The sequence below is a fragment of the Sinorhizobium sp. NFACC03 genome (assembly GCF_900103435.1).
In the GTDB taxonomy this organism is placed as follows: domain Bacteria; phylum Pseudomonadota; class Alphaproteobacteria; order Rhizobiales; family Rhizobiaceae; genus Ensifer.
In genome coordinates this window covers 892,075-907,439 of the sequence record NZ_FMXF01000001.1, presented here as the reverse complement: position 1 = coordinate 907,439, position 15,365 = coordinate 892,075, and the positions used below count along the sequence as shown (strand labels likewise).

Genomic DNA, 15,365 nt, shown 5'->3' with positions numbered 1-15,365 from the left:
CCACCGCCCCCAATCGGGGGCGGTTTGCTTTTTTTGAGACATATTCGGCAAAGAATCTCAGACTTCGCTCATGCCGGCTTCGGCGCCGGGAACTCGGCCAGGCGCGCCGCGTAACGGGCCATGGTGTCGACTTCAAAGTTGACGAAATCACCAGCCTTGCGGTCGCCCCAGGTGGTGACCTCCAGCGAATGGCGGATGAGCAGCACGTCGAATTCGGCGCCATCGACCTTGTTGACCGTCAGCGACGTACCGTCGAGCGCGACGGAGCCCTTCGGTGCGACAAACCGCGCCAGATGTTCCGGTGCCCGAAGGCGAAAGCGCACCGCGTCGCCCTCCGACTCCACCGAGAGGATTTCCGCCTTGTCATCGATATGACCGGAGACCAAGTGGCCGCCGAGCTCGTCGCCAATCTTCAGCGACCGCTCGAGGTTGATCCGCGTGCCCTTTGTCCAGCCCGCAATCGTCGTCAGCCGCAGCGCTTCTTCCCAGGCCTCGACCTCGAACCAGCGCTCGTTGCTGCCGGCTTCAGGCAAGGCGGTCACTGTCAGGCACACACCGGAATGGGCGATGGAGGCGCCCATGTCGATGGTCTTCGGATCATAGCTCGTGGCAACACGCAGCTTGATGCCTTCCTTGAGCGGGGTGACGGCATCGACGGTGCCGATGTCGGTAACAATGCCTGTGAACATCAGTTTTCTCTTTCGTATTCCTCGAACAGATCCTCTCCGTAGCGCGCTTCGGCGACACGCGTGAAGCCGGTCGGCACGGACTTACGGTCAAATGGGGATGCAATGCCGTTTTCGCCAATCGTCCCCGGCCCGGTGTAAAGCTGGATACGGTCGACGAGGTCCGCATCGAGAAAGGCGCGCGCCGCGACCGCTCCACCTTCGACCATCAGCGAGGAGATACCGCGCGAGGCGAGGGCCGTCAGAAGGTCCGCAATCGAACCGGCTTCGAGCACCTCAACGCCGGCGGCCTCCAGGGCCGCCTTGCGTGCGGCCCGGCCGTCATCGACATCCGCGTCCGGACCGCCGGATCCGTCACTGGAGACCACGATCACAGGAACATCTCGCGCCGTTCGCACCAGTTTCGAGGAAAGCGGCAGGTCGAGCCGGCGGTCGAGGACGATGCGCAGCGGCGAGCGATTTTCGAGCCCGGGTAGCCGCACGGTCAATTCCGGGTCGTCGGCCGTCGCCGTGCCGATCCCGACGAGGATCGCGTCCGTCTCGGCTCTCAGCATTTGCACCTGCCCGCGGGAGATGGGACCGGTGATGCGGACCTGCCCTGCCCCCTTACGGCCGATCATGCCGTCGGCGGAAACAGCAAGCTTGAGAATCACATAGGGCCGCCGGCTTACCTGGCGCATGAGATAGGCTTCGAGTGCGTGGTGCCCCTCTTCAGCGAGAACGCCGATATCGACGGTGATGCCGGCATCGCGCAGGCGCACGACGCCGCGCCCGGCGACACGCTCATCCGGATCGAGGATCGAGATCACCACGCGGGCAACGCCGGATGCGACAAGGGCGTCGGCGCAAGGCGGCGTCTTGCCGTGATGCGAGCAGGGCTCCAGCGTCACATAGGCGGTCGCGCCCCTCGCTGTCTCTCCCGCCTCTGCCAGCGCCTGGGTTTCCGCATGCGGACGACCGCTTCGCGCCGTCACAGCGCGGCCGACAATGACGCCTTCCTTGACGATCAGGCAGGCGACGGAGGGATTGGTGGATGTCTGTCCGAGATGATGGCGGGCCAGCCTCAGCGCCGCGGCCATGAACCTCTCGTCTTCACGGGTGGGTCCTGCCATGGCTCTATCCAGCTTTCGCCTATTCGCCCGGATCGCGCGCGATCTTGGCGCTGATCTCGGTGATGACCTTCTCGAAATCCTCGGCATGCGAGAAATCGCGATAGACCGAAGCGTAGCGCACGAAGGCAACGTCATCGAGGCTCTTCAGGGCCTCGAGCACCTGCAGGCCGATTTCCTCCGAAGGGATCTCGGTCTCGCCGGAGCTTTCGAGGCGCCGAACGATGCCGGAGACCGCCCGCTCGATGCGGTCGCGATCGACCGGGCGCTTCCTGAGCGCGATCTCGAACGACCGCAAAAGTTTATCCCGGTCGAAAGGAACCTTCCGACCGGTCTTCTTGATAATCATCAGTTCACGCAACTGCACCCGTTCGAAGGTCGTGAAACGACCTCCGCAATCCGGACAAATCCGGCGGCGTCGAATGGCGTTCCCGTCCTCTGCAGGACGGGAATCCTTCACCTGACTGTCTTCAGAACCGCAATAGGGGCAGCGCATGAGCGACCGATCACATGTAGCCGTACATCGGGAAGCGATCGGTCAGCTTGAGGACCTTGTCGCGAACGCCGGCCTCGACGGCAGCATTGCCTTCGTCGGAGTTGGCGACCTTCAGGCCGTCGAGGACCTCGACGATCAGCTCGCCGATTTCCTTGAACTCGGCTTCCTTGAAGCCGCGGGTGGTACCGGCCGGCGTGCCGAGACGGACGCCCGAGGTGACGAACGGCTTTTCAGGGTCGAACGGGATGCCGTTCTTGTTGCAGGTGATGAACGCACGGCCGAGGGCGGCTTCCGCGCGTTTGCCGGTTGCGTTCTTCTTGCGCAGGTCGACGAGCATCAGGTGGTTGTCCGTGCCGCCGGAGACGATGTCGAGGCCGTTGGCCTTCAGCGTTTCTGCGAGCGTGCGGGCGTTCTTGACGATCTGGGCCGCATAGTCCTTGAACGACGGATGCAGCGCTTCGCCGAGAGCAACAGCCTTGGCGGCGATGACGTGCATCAGCGGGCCGCCCTGGAGACCCGGGAAGACGGCCGAGTTGATCTTCTTGGCGACATCTTCGTCGTTGGTCAGAACCATGCCGCCGCGCGGGCCGCGCAGCGACTTGTGCGTCGTCGTGGTGGCGACGTGGCAATGCGGGAACGGCGACGGATGCTGGCCACCGGCAACGAGACCGGCGATGTGCGCCATGTCAACCATCAGCCAGGCGCCGACTTCGTCGGCGATTTCGCGGAAGCGCTTCCAGTCCCAGATGCGCGAATAGGCAGTGCCACCAGCAATGATCAGTTTCGGCTTGTGCTTGCGCGCCTGCTCGGCAACGTTGTCCATGTCGAGCAGGTGATCGTCTTCACGTACGCCGTAGGAGACGACGTTGAACCACTTGCCGGACATGTTGACCGGCGAACCGTGCGTCAGGTGACCGCCCGAGTTGAGGTCGAGGCCCATGAAGGTGTCGCCCGGCTGCAAGAGCGCCAGGAACACGGCCTGGTTCATCTGCGAACCGGAGTTCGGCTGAACGTTGGCGAAGTTGACGCCGAAGAGCTTCTTGGCGCGTTCGATCGCCAGTTCTTCGGCGATATCGACGAACTGGCAGCCGCCATAGTAGCGCTTGCCCGGGTAACCCTCGGCATATTTGTTGGTCATGATCGAGCCCTGGGCTTCGAGCACGGCGCGGGAAACGATGTTCTCGGAGGCGATCAGCTCGATCTCGTGGCGCTGACGACCCAGCTCCTTCTCGATCGCACCGAAGATGTCCGGATCGCTGTCGGCCAGAGAGCGGGTGAAGAAGGCGTCATTGGATTGTTCAAGCATCGGCGCGAGGCTCCTCTCAAGGGTGGCAGTTCTTTAGCTTCCTCGCACGGCAAGAGCAATATCTGCTGTGCGGATTGCGCCATTTCCCCCATCTGCCGCGCCGAAATATCGCGAGCGCTGGCGCATGAAAAAGCCGCGCTTCCAGGGGAAGCGCGGCTTGTCGATCTCGTGTCGCAAATTCGCTTATTGCGGCAGCGCGTCCTGATCGACCGAGCCGGGCGACTGCTCGACGCCATAGGGCGACTGCAGCGCCAGCTCGGTGGCACCGTCGCGCTGGTAGATATCATCGCGGAACTGCACCACGCCATCCTTTGCGGACCAGGCCGTGATGTAGGTGAAGAACACGGGCACTTCCTCGGCGAGCGTGATCGGCGTGTTGACGCCGGTCTTGATGGTCGCCTCGATCTGCTGGCGCGACCAGCCGGGCGTATCCTTCAGCAACCAGGTCGAAAGATCGCGCACGTTCTGCACGCGAACGCAGCCGGAAGACTCGAAACGCATCAGCTTGTTGAACAGACCCTGCTGCGGGGTATCGTGCATGTAGACCTGATGCTCGTTGTGGAAGTTGATCTTCGTCGACGACATCGCGTTGATCTTGCCCGGGTCCTGGCGGAACATCAGGTTCGGCGCCTTCTCGGCGTTCCAATCGACCGTTTCCGGCGACACTTCGCCGCCACTGCCGTCGAACAGACGGATCGAGTTGCGTGCGAGATAGGTCGGGTCCTTGCGCATCAGCGGCATGATATCCTTCTGGATGATCGAGCGCGGCGCGGTCCAATAGGGGTTGAGGATGACCTCGTAGATCTTCGAGTTGAGGATCGGCGACTGGCGGTCGATCTTGCCGACGATCGCCGTATGGCGCAGCGCCACGCGGCCGTTCTCGACCGCTTCGATATAGGCGGCCGGAATGTTGACCATCACGTAGCGGCGGCCAAGATCGCCGGACATCGACTGCAGGCGAACGAGGTTGGTCTGGAGCTGGCCGAGGCGGGTGTTGGCGTCGACGTTGATCGCCTTCAGCGTGTATTCGCCGATGACGCCATCAGCCGGGAGGCCATGGCGAGCCTGGAAGCGCTTGACCGCGCCTTCGACGTAGGAATCGAAGGACGAGGAGACGCCCGCCGACTGCGGCAGATCACCGGAGACCATCAGGCGCTGGCGAAGCTGCTGCACCGACGGATCCGTGACGCCAAGCTCGAGCTTGACGCTGGTCTGGACCATTGGCCAGCCGCCTTGCGAAACGATGTTCTGGTAGTCGAAGATTGCCTGCTGCACGTGAGCGATCGTTTCCGGGCCGAAGACCGGCGTATTCGAAACAACCGTCGTCGCGGTGCGCGATGCCTTGGCATCGTACTGGTCGTCCCAGGAGCCGCGGCGTGGCGAATTGATGATCTCGTTCAGGGCGTCCTGTGCGCTTGCCGCGCCGGCAACTGCCACGGCGCCGAAGGTTGCTGCCGAGCGCAGAAAGGCGCGGCGCGAGAATGCATCAATTCCATTCTTTTTCGACATATTCCTACCATCCCAATGCGTTGGCACGCGCCCTATGCGCTGGCACGCACGTTGCCGGAGCCCTAACACGATCGTGGTTAACAAAGGTCAACCAACGAGCCACCCTGCCCTCACAAGATTTCACGATACCGCGAGTGAGGACCCTCATCCAGCAGGCGAAACGCGAAACGAATCCACGCTCAAGAAAACACGTGGCCGCACCTACCGCATGTCGTCGTCGCTGTCACAGCAATATGGCCAATTCGTGTCTCGGACAGGTTGAACGGCGACATGGCACGCCTTTTGCTTTTCGCCGCAACGGATAAGCCGGCGGACGAGCTGCAGGCGGCAACATTTTGATTTTCTAATACTTTCCGTTTGGAAAGCCGGCCGAACGCAGGAATGGCGTGCCGAAACGGTGCGGCTTTTCCGCAACAGGATGAGAAGCCGGCAAATGGCAAAGGTCGGACACGCAGGGATTGCGCCCGACCCTTGAACTGGAGGTTCTACAGCGCCGCGCGTCTATTCAGACGCGCAAAGGTCGCTGTACCACATTGAGTTTCTGCATAACTTTGTCCTTAGATCGCTTCGATCTAAGGACAAAGTTATGCAGGGCCTGGATTACAGGCGGTACATGATCGAGTCGTTCCAGAAGCGATCGAGGCGCTGCAGGAGCTTGTTCATCTGGGTGAACTCGTCCGAACCGATACCGCCGACCTTCTGGATCGAGCCGATGTGGCGCTCGTAGAGCTTGGCGACGGTTTCGGCGATTTCCTGGCCGTCTTCCGTCAGGCTGATACGAACCGAGCGGCGGTCGACGCGAGAGCGCTGGTGGTTGATCAGGCCAAGGTCGACGAGCTTCTTGACGTTATAGGAGACGTTCGAGCCGAGGTAGTAGCCGCGGGAGCGAAGTTCGCCGGCGGTCAGTTCCGAGTTGCCGATGTTGAAGAGCAACAGGGCCTGAACGGCGTTGACGTCGCTGCGACCTTCACGGTCGAATTCGTCCTTGATGACGTCGAGCAGACGGCGGTGCAGACGCTCGACGAGGTGGAGGGATTCCATGTAGAGACCGCGGATGGCTTCTTCCTGAGGGTCTCGGGGCTGAGCCGCCTGCGGCTTCATCTTCGTGTTCATTTGACTGCCTCACTGTTTTGTTTGGCGGTGTCAGTTTGTCTGCCCGCCTTGAGTGAGACCCTATCGAATACGTCTAAAATTCTACTTAAACCGCAGCCTTAACAAGAGCTTGCCATTTGACGAGCCTGTCTCAGGGTGAATCAACTCTTACCTGCTTGGCCAGCCGCCAGCGCTGAAAGACGAGTGCCGCCCGGAAAAGAACGAAGGTGACGGCAACCGCCACATGCAGCACGACCAGCAAAGGACGGGCGCCGAAACTCACCGGATAGAACTCATACATGGCGATCTCGATCGCCGCTGCGACCACCCAGACCACAGGGCCCCAGGAGACGAGCAACCAGAGGCCGAGCGCCGCAACGGGATAGACGACGGCGAGCGCCGTCGCAGCCGCGCGCCACTCCGGCGACAACAGATCGAAGCGCCCGGCGCCACCATGGGAAAAGCCGATCAGCATGGCCCAGTAGTTAAGTGCGAACCAGATGCACGAGGCAGAGACCAGACGCAGGAAGATACCGAAGAGGATCTCGGTCAGCGATGGTTTCAGCACGTGGGCAGAATCATGAAGCATGGCCAGCAAGATAGGGCGGGTCTTCCTCATCCGCCAGCAGGATCGCAGTTTCCCCTCCCCTGCAGCTATCTTTTTGAAGAGAAGAAATGCCGCAGTTCGTTCACCCGGCGCGCGGTTCCCAATTGCCGCCCCCCCATGATAAAGCGCTTGGCTAACGATGATTTTGACCGGAAAGGCGTGGGCGCGATGAACGACAGGACGAATCTTGTGGACAGGATCACCGGCCACCGCCGCATGCGCCGCAACCGCAAGGCCGACTGGACGCGGCGACTGGTGCAGGAAAACCGCCTGACCGTCGACGATCTGATCTGGCCGATCTTCATCGTGCCGGGCAGCAACATCGTCCAGCCGATCGAGGCGATGCCCGGCGTCAACCGCATGAGCATCGACAAGGCGGTGGAAGCGGTCAAGGAAGCGGCCGATCTCGGCATTCCGGCGATTGCGACCTTCCCGAACATCGACATGGGGCTGCGCGACGAGACCGGCTCCAACAGCCTTGCCGCCGACAACCTGATCAATCAGGCGACGCGGGCCTTCAAGAAAGCGGTGCCCGAGATCGGCATCATCACCGACGTCGCTCTCGATCCCTTCACCAGCCACGGCCATGACGGCATCCTTCGCAACGGCGAGATCGTCAACGACGAAACCGTCGAGATGATCGCAAGGGCGGCGGTCGCCCAGGCGGATGCCGGCTCCGACATCATCGCCCCCTCCGACATGATGGACGGCCGCATCGGCGCGATCCGCCAGGCGCTCGATGCCGCCGGGCACCAGAATGTCGGCATCATGTCCTATGCGACAAAGTTCGCGTCCGGGTTCTACGGCCCCTATCGCGAGGCGATCGGCACCGGCGGCCTTTTGAAGGGCGACAAGAAGACCTATTACATCGACCCGGCCAACGGCACCGAAGCGATCCGCGATGCTGCCCTCGACGTCGAGGAAGGCGCCGACATGCTGATGGTGAAACCGGGCCTGCCCTATCTCGACATCTGCTGGCGCATGAAGGAGGCCTTCGGCCTGCCCGTCTTTGCCTACCAAGTCTCCGGCGAATACTCGCAGGTCAAAGCCGCCGCCGCCAACGGCTGGATCGACGGCGAGAAGGTGATGCTGGAAACGCTGCTCGCCTTCAAACGCGCCGGCTGCGACGGTATCCTCAGCTATTTCGCCGTCGAGGTGGCTCGTATCCTTGCCAAAGGCCGTTAAGCGCAGGCTTCTGTTGCAGGAAATCAAAGTTCTACAGCGACCTTTGCGCGTCTGATAAGACGCGCGGCGCTGTGGTGAGCCTCCAATCCTTGTTTTGCAGGCATCACCATCCCATATCCTGCATTCAACCAAGCGAGGCTTAGACGGATGACCATGCACAACGAAGACCTGAGGCTGCCGAGCAATGACTGGCGCGCCTATCAGGGCGTGCTGTCGCGACGCATCTTTGCCTTCCTGCTCGACTACGCCATCATCGCGCTTCTGTGGATCCCGGCGGCGGTCGTCGTCTTCTTCCTGGGCATCCTGACGCTCGGCCTCGGCTTTATGCTTTACCCGGCGCTCTTTGCGATCGTCGCCATGCTCTATTTCGGCCTCACGGTCGGCGGCCGCGAACAGGCCTCCCCCGGCATGCGCATGATGGGCCTGGCGATCGCCCGCACCGACGGGCGCCCGATGGACTTCCTGACCGCCATCGTCCACCTCGTCATCTTCTGGATCGCCAACGCTCTGCTGACGCCGCTGATCCTGCTGATCGGCCTCTTTACCGACCGCAGCCGCCTGCTGCACGACCTCCTGATTGGCACCGTCACGGTCCGCCGTGACATGTACTGACCGGACGCAGCCATTGTCGGCAACGCTAAAATAACTGGACGGCGGAGGCGGAAGCTGCAAACGAGTGAGTTGACGTTTTCCATTCTTCCGCCATGCTATTGTCATGAACAACCGCGCGCAGAGTGACCTCCGCACTCGATGAACACACAGACCACACCGTCTCCGCAATTCTACCTGACTGCGCCGGCAGCCTGCCCTTATCTGCCGAACGAGATGGAGCGAAAAGTCTTCACCCACATGGTGGGCGAACGTGCGCCGGAACTCAACGATCTCCTGACCCAGGGCGGCTTCCGCCGGTCGCAGAACATCGCCTACCGCCCAGCCTGCGAGACCTGTCGCGCCTGCATTTCGGTGCGCATTCTTGCCAACGAGTTCAAGCCCACGCGCTCCATGCGCCGGGTGCTTGCCACCAATCAGGATGTGATCTCGGCAGAGTATCCGGCTGAGCCTTCCAGCGAACAGTACAATCTCTTCCGCCGCTATCTCGACCGCCGGCATCAGAAGGGCGGCATGTCGGACATGTCGGTGCTCGACTACGCAATGATGGTCGAAGATACGCACGTGCACACGAAGATCATCGAGTACCGCCTGCGGGTCGAAGGCGACGGCATCAGCGAGAAGGCACGCGGGCCACTCATCGCAGCAGCGCTGACCGATCGCATGGGCGACGGTCTTTCGATGGTCTACTCCTACTTCGACCCGGCGCGAGAGGACCGCTCGCTCGGCACTTTCATGATTCTCGACCACATTCGTCGCGCCCGCGAGCGCGGCCTGCCCCACGTCTATCTTGGCTATTGGGTCAAGGGATCGCGGAAGATGGGGTATAAAACAAAATTTTTGCCGCAAGAACACCTTATGGCCCGTGGCTGGGAACGCTATGAAGGCGGAGACGCCACCTTGGAAGCCGCTCCTACGAAAACGGGTTAGACATTGAGTTCATCTTCTGATGCCGCGATGCACCGGCGCGGCCTTGCCATCACCGGCCTGGGTGGCCTTGCCCTTTCCTTCGATATCCCGCTCATCCGTTCCGCCGGTGGCGACGTCTGGTCGCTGCTCGCGGTGCGCAGCCTGTCGACGTTCGTCATCGCGCTCGGCGCGTGGTTCGTGATCAACCGCGTGTTCGGCCGGAAGATTTCACTGTTGCCGGGCAAGACCGGGCTCGTCGTCGGCCTGTTCTACGGCGTCAATTCCTGCACGTTCCTGCTCGCGGTCTTCAACACATCGACGGCGAATGTGGTCTTCATCCTCGCCTTCACCTCGATGTTTGCCGCCATTCTTTCCTGGATCTTCCTGAAGGAACGACCATCGAACGCCACGCTCGTGACGATGTTGATCATGGTGTTCGGCGTCGGATTGATCGTTCAGGACGGGTTGGAAAGCGGCCACCTCTTCGGCGATGCGATGGCAGCATCCTCCGCCTTCCTGCTTGCCAGCGCGATCACGATCAGCCGCGCGAGCAAGCGCGACATGGCACTGGTGCCGCTGGTCACGGCGATCTTCCCGGCAGCGGTCGCTCTGTTGATGCTGTCCCCTTCGGGATTCACGATTGCGGAACCCGGCTATATCTTCTTCAACGGTCTGGTGATGATCCCGCTCGCCTTTTTCTGCCTGGCGACGGGACCGCGTTACCTCTCGGCGCCGGAAGTGGGCATGTTCTACCTGCTGGAAACGATCCTGGCGCCGATCTGGGTCTGGCTGGTCTTTGCCGAAACCCCGACAACGCAGACCTTGATGGGTGGCGCGATCCTGATCTTCGCGCTCATCGGCCATTCGCTCTGGCAGATGCGCAGCAGAGCGCTGAGGTCCGCGGTGGCCTGCGCCGAGTAGCGCTATCGATCAATTTTCACGGCGAGGACCGGTCGGCCGGGGGCGGCGCGACTTCTGTTCGGTTTCGCTGCGGCGGTCGCGAATCGGCGTCCGCTCGGGTACAGGCTCCGGCGCGCCGGAGGCCAGCCGGGTTTCCGGCATCTGCACACGCATCGCCCAAAGCTCGCGGTTGGTGTTGATCCAGGTGGCCGCCTCGCTCAAAGGCGCAGGATTTCCGCTTAGGGATTCGCCTTCGCGGCGCCGCAGGCGCGTGATGAGGCCCGCTGCCTCGAGGAGTGCTATGTGCTTCTCCAATTCTTCGCCGCGCACCGCAACGGCCGAGGCGATATCGGCGACACGCGCCTCACCGGCAAAGAGGATCTCGAAGATCCGCCGGCGTACCGGGCTGGCGAGCGCCAGGAGAATTTCGTCGAGGGCATTGGCGTTCGGCATCGTATCCATCCTGTTGGATGGGCAGTCATCCACGATACAACGGCACATACAAGCGCCGCTTTTCGCTCAAGTTCGACTGTATTTCCAATACCTTAATGCGTGAATTCAATGCCCCGGATTGGGACACCAGCCATGCGGCCCATCGGCCGCACGACTGGTATTTTATGGTCAGCCGCTGAACTTTCCGCTGCGCGGGAAGCCCTTCGGAACGACGCGGCCGGCCGATGCGCGATCGGCCTGCCATTCGATCAGCTCATCCTTCGTCTTGGTAAAGACGCGGCCAGCGCTGTCTTCCCAGATGAGCCCTTCTGCGATCGTGAAGCAGCGAATGTCGGAGATGCCGCCATCCTTGTAACGCTGCAGCCGGACGCCCTTGCCCCGCGCCATCTCTGGGATCTGGACGAGCGGGAAGACGAGCATCTTGCGGTTCTCGCCAACGACAGCAACGTGATCACCCTTGACCGGCACGACCAGCTTGGTTTCGTCCGGCATCGAGACGTTCATCACCTGCTTGCCCTTGCGGGTATTGGCAACGATATCGCTTTCCGTCACGACGAAACCGTTGCCGGCAGCCGACGAGACGATGAGCTTGCGCGCCGGATCATGGACGAAGGCGGTCAGGACGTCCTGGTCGTTCTCCATGTCGACGATGATGCGCAGCGGCTCGCCATGGCCGCGACCGCCAGGCAGCTTGTCGCCGCCGAGCGTGTAGACCTTTCCACCGGTCGTGAAGACCAGGATCTTGTCGGTCGTCTGCGCCGGGAACGCCACCTTGAGCGCGTCGCCCTCCTTGAACTGGAGCGACGACGTGTCGGAGATGTGGCCCTTCAGTGCCCGGATCCAGCCCTTTTCCGAGATGACGACGGTGATCGGTTCCTTCTCGATCATCGCCTGCTGGATCGCCTCCACGTCAGCCTCCGGTGCATCCGCGAAGGTGCTGCGGCGCTTGCCGATTTCGGTTGCCTTGGCAAACTTCTTTTTGACCTCGCCGATCTCCCAGGCGACGGTCTGCCACTGCTTCTCTTCCGACGCGAGCAGCGCTTCGATCTCGGCCTTCTCCTTCGACAGGGCGTCGAATTCGGTGCGGATCTCGAACTCTTCGAGCCGACGCAAGGAGCGCAGGCGCATGTTGAGGATCGACTCGGCCTGCAGATCAGTGAGCGAGAACCGCTCCATCATGACCGGCTTCGGCTCGTCTTCTTCGCGGATGATGCGAATGACTTCGTCGATGTTCAGATAGGCGACGAGATAGCCGGCGAGTATCTCGAGCCGGCGATCGATCGCCGCCAGGCGATGGCGGGACCGGCGCTGCAACACCTCGCGGCGATGCGCCAGCCATTCCGAGAGCACCTCGTTGAGCGCCATGACCCGCGGTACGCGCCCCATGGACAGCACGTTCATGTTCAGCGAGATGCGGCTCTCAAGCTCGGTCAGCTTGAACAGCGACTCCATCAGGATGCCGGCATCGACCGAGCGGCTTTTCGGCACGAGAACGATGCGAACGTCTTCCGCGGATTCGTCGCGAATGTCTTCGAGCAGCGGCAGCTTGCGCGCAACCAGAAGCTCGGCAATCTTTTCGATCAGGCGCGACTTCTGAACCTGATAGGGAATCTCGGTGACGACGATCTGGTAACCGCCCCGGCCGAGATCCTCCTGGGCCCAGCGGGCGCGGACACGAAAACCGCCACGGCCGGTGCGGTAGGATTCGGCCATGCTTTCGCGGCTTTCGACGATCACCCCACCGGTCGGAAAGTCTGGCCCCTCGATGCCGCCCTTCTGCGGATTGGCCGGATCGTAAAGCAGATCTTCGACGGTCGCTTGCGGATGGCGGATGAGGTGCAGCGCCGCGTCGCACAGTTCATGCGCGTTGTGCGGCGGGATCGAGGTCGCCATGCCGACCGCGATGCCGGTTGCGCCGTTTGCGAGCAGGTTCGGGAAGGCCCCAGGGAGCACGGTCGGCTCCTGGTCTTCCTCGTTGTAGGTGGGGCGGAAATCCACCGCGTCCTGGTCGATCCCGTCGAGAAGGAGCGAACAGACGTCCGTCATCTTCGCTTCGGTGTATCGCATCGCCGCGGCGTTATCGCCATCGATGTTGCCGAAGTTGCCCTGGCCGTCGACGAGCGGGTAGCGGATTGCAAATTCCTGGGACAGGCGCACAAGCGCGTCGTAGATCGAGGCGTCGCCGTGCGGGTGGAACTTACCCATGACGTCGCCGACGATGCGGGCGCATTTCTTGAACGACGAGTTGGGTCTGAGGCCCATTTCGCTCATCGCATGCACGATACGGCGATGCACGGGCTTCAACCCGTCGCGGACGTCCGGAAGCGCGCGGTGCATGATGGTCGACAAGGCATAGGCAAGATAACGCTCTTCCAGCGCCGCCTTGAGGTCAACCGGCTGAATATTGTCGTCCCCGCCTGACGGGGGATTAAGGCTTTGTCCCATGGGACCTTGCTAGCGCAACAAACCCGGAACAGCAAGGTTTTCAGGGGATGCGATTGTGGAGAACCCCTTACCCGCCAACAGTTGGCGCGTGAAGCGATCCGCTTGCTCCGGCGCAATGTTCGTGTAACGGTCGGACGGCTATGCGTCGGAGGCGAGCGCTTGGTAACATCCCGGAAAGCATGCCCGACCAGGAACATGTGCGGTTTGGCCAAGCGAATATAATTTCGCCCTGTTTCGTAATAGCTTCGGCTGTAGTTGATTTGGACGATTTGTGAGGGGGATTGCAAGACACGAACTGGCCGCCGAAAACTTCCGGATGTTGCCGTTCGCTCCCAGTTGACGCCCTCTGCGGAGACAAACCAGATTAGCCACGCCTCATCTTCGAAACAGTTACACAATCAAAGATTTTACGAAGGAACTCGACAATGATGCACACGCGCAAGATCCGCCTGATGATGGCGAGCGCCGCGCTCCTCACGCTTACCAGCCCGGCCTTCGCACTCGACGGCGCGGACCTGATGAAGAAGCTCGACGCGGCAACGAACGCGAACGGCACCTCCATCACCTATGACAAGGCCGAAGTGGACGGCGACAAGGTGACGGTGACCGGCGTGCAGCTGAAGTTCGCCAGCCAGCCGGGCGAACCGACGAGCGTGAAGATCGGTGATCTGACCTTCGAAGGTGTCGAGGAAACCGAAGGTGGCGGCTACTACGCCGAAACCGTGTCGTTCCCTGACGTCAATGTCAGCCAGGACGAGGGAAGCATTTCGGTCAAGGACATCCTGCTTTCCGGCCTGACGATCCCCGCCAATGCCAACGGTGGAACGATCAACGACATTCTTCTCTACGAAAGCGCCAGCACCGGCCCGATCGCTCTCAACGCCAAGGGCAAGGAAGTCTTCTCGCTCGAAAGCACCGAAGCGAACCTGGCACGCCAGGAAAATGACGCCGGCTTCGACTTCGACGCGACCGCCTCCGGCATCAAGGCCGACCTGTCGACCGTCGAGGACGCCAAGACCAAGGAGGCGATCGAAAAGCTCGGCCTCACCACGATCGACGGCGCCTTGACGATGAAAGGCAGCTGGGAGGTCGAAAGCGGCAATGTCGCACTCGAAGAATATGCCCTCGACTTCAAGAACGTCGGCCGGCTGAACTTTGCCCTGGACATTTCCGGCTACACGCTTGCCTTCGTGAAATCCATGCAGGAAGCGATGAAGGCCGCCGAGGCCAATCCGAACAAGGAAGAGGCGAACCAAGCCATGGGCCTTGCCATGATGGGCCTGATGCAGCAGCTGACCTTCAACAGCGCCGAAGTCCGCTTCGACGATGCCTCGATCACCAAGAAGGCGCTGGACTATGCCGGTTCGCAGCAGGGCGTTTCGGGTGAGCAGATGGCTCAGTCGCTGAAGGGCCTGGTGCCGATCATGATGGCGCAGCTCAATGTGCCAGAACTGCAGAACCAGGTGTCGGCCGCCGTCAACGCCTATCTCGATGGACCGAAGAGCCTGACGATCAGCGCGGCACCGGAAAAGCCGGTTCCGTTCCCGATGATCATGGGCGCTGCCATGGGCGCACCGAACACCATTCCGTCGGTGCTCGGCGTCAAGGTGACCGCGAACGACTGATCGCTCCGCTTGCTCCGCCCGGAGCAACCGACCTTACCACGAGCTTTGCGCGCCCACCGGGCGCGCAAACTTTAGCGGCTCAGCCTACCTGATTTGCCGTAGCCCACAGGACCTCTGGTCCAGCTTCATTCAGTAGATCTGTATTTTGCACCCGCCGGCCCTCCACAGGACAAGGGCTGTTTCTACTTGCGGCCATGCGAACGGTCGGCACCGTACGTCTTGAAGACGCGCGCTTCGGTTGCAGTGGCCGTTACTCTCTCCGAACGTCGTTCATGGCGCCAAGAAAATTTCACCGCCGGGCGATAGCGTTTTTCATCAAAATCGTGCATGCCACACTCAGGCGGCCGAGAATTCGACGTTCCGTGAACTTGAGAGCGTTTCAGCCTCGACGGGCAATTCTCGGACTCTGTGTAAGAATTACAAATATACGCCTG

The 15,365-nt window shown here is 61.5% G+C and carries 13 protein-coding genes and 1 pseudogene; 5 read left to right on the top strand and 9 right to left on the bottom strand.

Annotated elements, in window-relative coordinates:
- Positions 1–68: 68 nt before the first annotated feature.
- The 7 genes from BLU35_RS04385 to BLU35_RS04355 form a co-directional block, all read right to left on the bottom strand.
- Positions 69–689, bottom strand: a complete 621-nt coding sequence (locus BLU35_RS04385; RefSeq protein WP_058320186.1) for a riboflavin synthase — start codon at positions 687–689, stop codon at positions 69–71.
- Positions 689–1,798 (bottom strand): bifunctional diaminohydroxyphosphoribosylaminopyrimidine deaminase/5-amino-6-(5-phosphoribosylamino)uracil reductase RibD, encoded by a 1,110-nt coding sequence (gene ribD / locus BLU35_RS04380; RefSeq protein ID WP_093232202.1) that lies wholly within the window; start codon positions 1,796–1,798, stop codon positions 689–691. The genes BLU35_RS04385 and ribD overlap by 1 nt, the downstream gene beginning before the upstream one ends.
- A 19-nt stretch (positions 1,799–1,817) precedes the next feature.
- Positions 1,818–2,291, bottom strand: coding sequence for a transcriptional regulator NrdR (gene nrdR, locus BLU35_RS04375; RefSeq protein ID WP_034803756.1), 474 nt, complete (start codon positions 2,289–2,291; stop codon positions 1,818–1,820).
- Between the two features lie 10 nt (positions 2,292–2,301).
- Positions 2,302–3,597 (bottom strand): serine hydroxymethyltransferase, encoded by a 1,296-nt coding sequence (gene glyA / locus BLU35_RS04370; protein WP_093232201.1) that lies wholly within the window; start codon positions 3,595–3,597, stop codon positions 2,302–2,304.
- A gap of 183 nt (positions 3,598–3,780) precedes the next feature.
- Positions 3,781–5,106: a L,D-transpeptidase family protein gene (locus tag BLU35_RS04365; RefSeq protein WP_057252585.1), complete on the bottom strand. Its 1,326-nt coding sequence runs from the start codon at positions 5,104–5,106 to the stop codon at positions 3,781–3,783.
- Positions 5,107–5,706: 600 nt separating this feature from the next.
- Positions 5,707–6,219, bottom strand: coding sequence for a transcriptional regulator LdtR (gene ldtR / locus BLU35_RS04360; RefSeq protein ID WP_093232200.1), 513 nt, complete (start codon positions 6,217–6,219; stop codon positions 5,707–5,709).
- A 130-nt stretch (positions 6,220–6,349) separates the two neighbouring features.
- A complete protein-coding gene (locus BLU35_RS04355) occupies positions 6,350–6,787 on the bottom strand; it encodes a DUF6163 family protein (protein WP_093232199.1) in 438 nt (145 codons plus the stop codon).
- A gap of 186 nt (positions 6,788–6,973) precedes the next feature.
- Here BLU35_RS04355 and hemB point away from each other — a divergent pair, with 186 nt between their 5' ends.
- The 4 genes from hemB to BLU35_RS04335 all read left to right on the top strand — a co-directional run bounded on the left by hemB (position 6,974) and on the right by BLU35_RS04335 (position 10,429).
- Positions 6,974–7,990, top strand: a complete 1,017-nt coding sequence (gene hemB, locus BLU35_RS04350) for a porphobilinogen synthase (RefSeq protein WP_057252591.1) — start codon at positions 6,974–6,976, stop codon at positions 7,988–7,990.
- A 147-nt stretch (positions 7,991–8,137) separates the two neighbouring features.
- Positions 8,138–8,602 (top strand): RDD family protein, encoded by a 465-nt coding sequence (locus tag BLU35_RS04345; RefSeq protein ID WP_058320193.1) that lies wholly within the window; start codon positions 8,138–8,140, stop codon positions 8,600–8,602.
- 138 nt (positions 8,603–8,740) lie between these two features.
- The gene (locus BLU35_RS04340; protein ID WP_057252595.1) at positions 8,741–9,529 is read left to right on the top strand and encodes an arginyltransferase; all 789 of its coding nucleotides are present in this window, start codon (positions 8,741–8,743) and stop codon (positions 9,527–9,529) included.
- 3 nt (positions 9,530–9,532) lie between these two features.
- Entirely contained in the window at positions 9,533–10,429 is an 897-nt protein-coding gene (locus tag BLU35_RS04335; protein ID WP_058320195.1) for a DMT family transporter, read from the top strand.
- Positions 10,430–10,534: 105 nt separating this feature from the next.
- On the opposite strand, the pseudogene BLU35_RS04330 reads toward BLU35_RS04335, so the two are convergent.
- Positions 10,535–10,861, bottom strand: a pseudogene (locus tag BLU35_RS04330) (helix-turn-helix domain-containing protein); the annotation flags it as partial.
- A 168-nt stretch (positions 10,862–11,029) separates the two neighbouring features.
- Entirely contained in the window at positions 11,030–13,306 is a 2,277-nt protein-coding gene (gene parC / locus BLU35_RS04325; RefSeq protein WP_057252599.1) for a DNA topoisomerase IV subunit A, read from the bottom strand.
- Between the two features lie 425 nt (positions 13,307–13,731).
- Here parC and BLU35_RS04320 point away from each other — a divergent pair, with 425 nt between their 5' ends.
- Positions 13,732–14,931, top strand: coding sequence for an aq_1923 C-terminal domain (locus BLU35_RS04320; RefSeq protein ID WP_093232198.1), 1,200 nt, complete (start codon positions 13,732–13,734; stop codon positions 14,929–14,931).
- Positions 14,932–15,365: the final 434 nt, after the last annotated feature.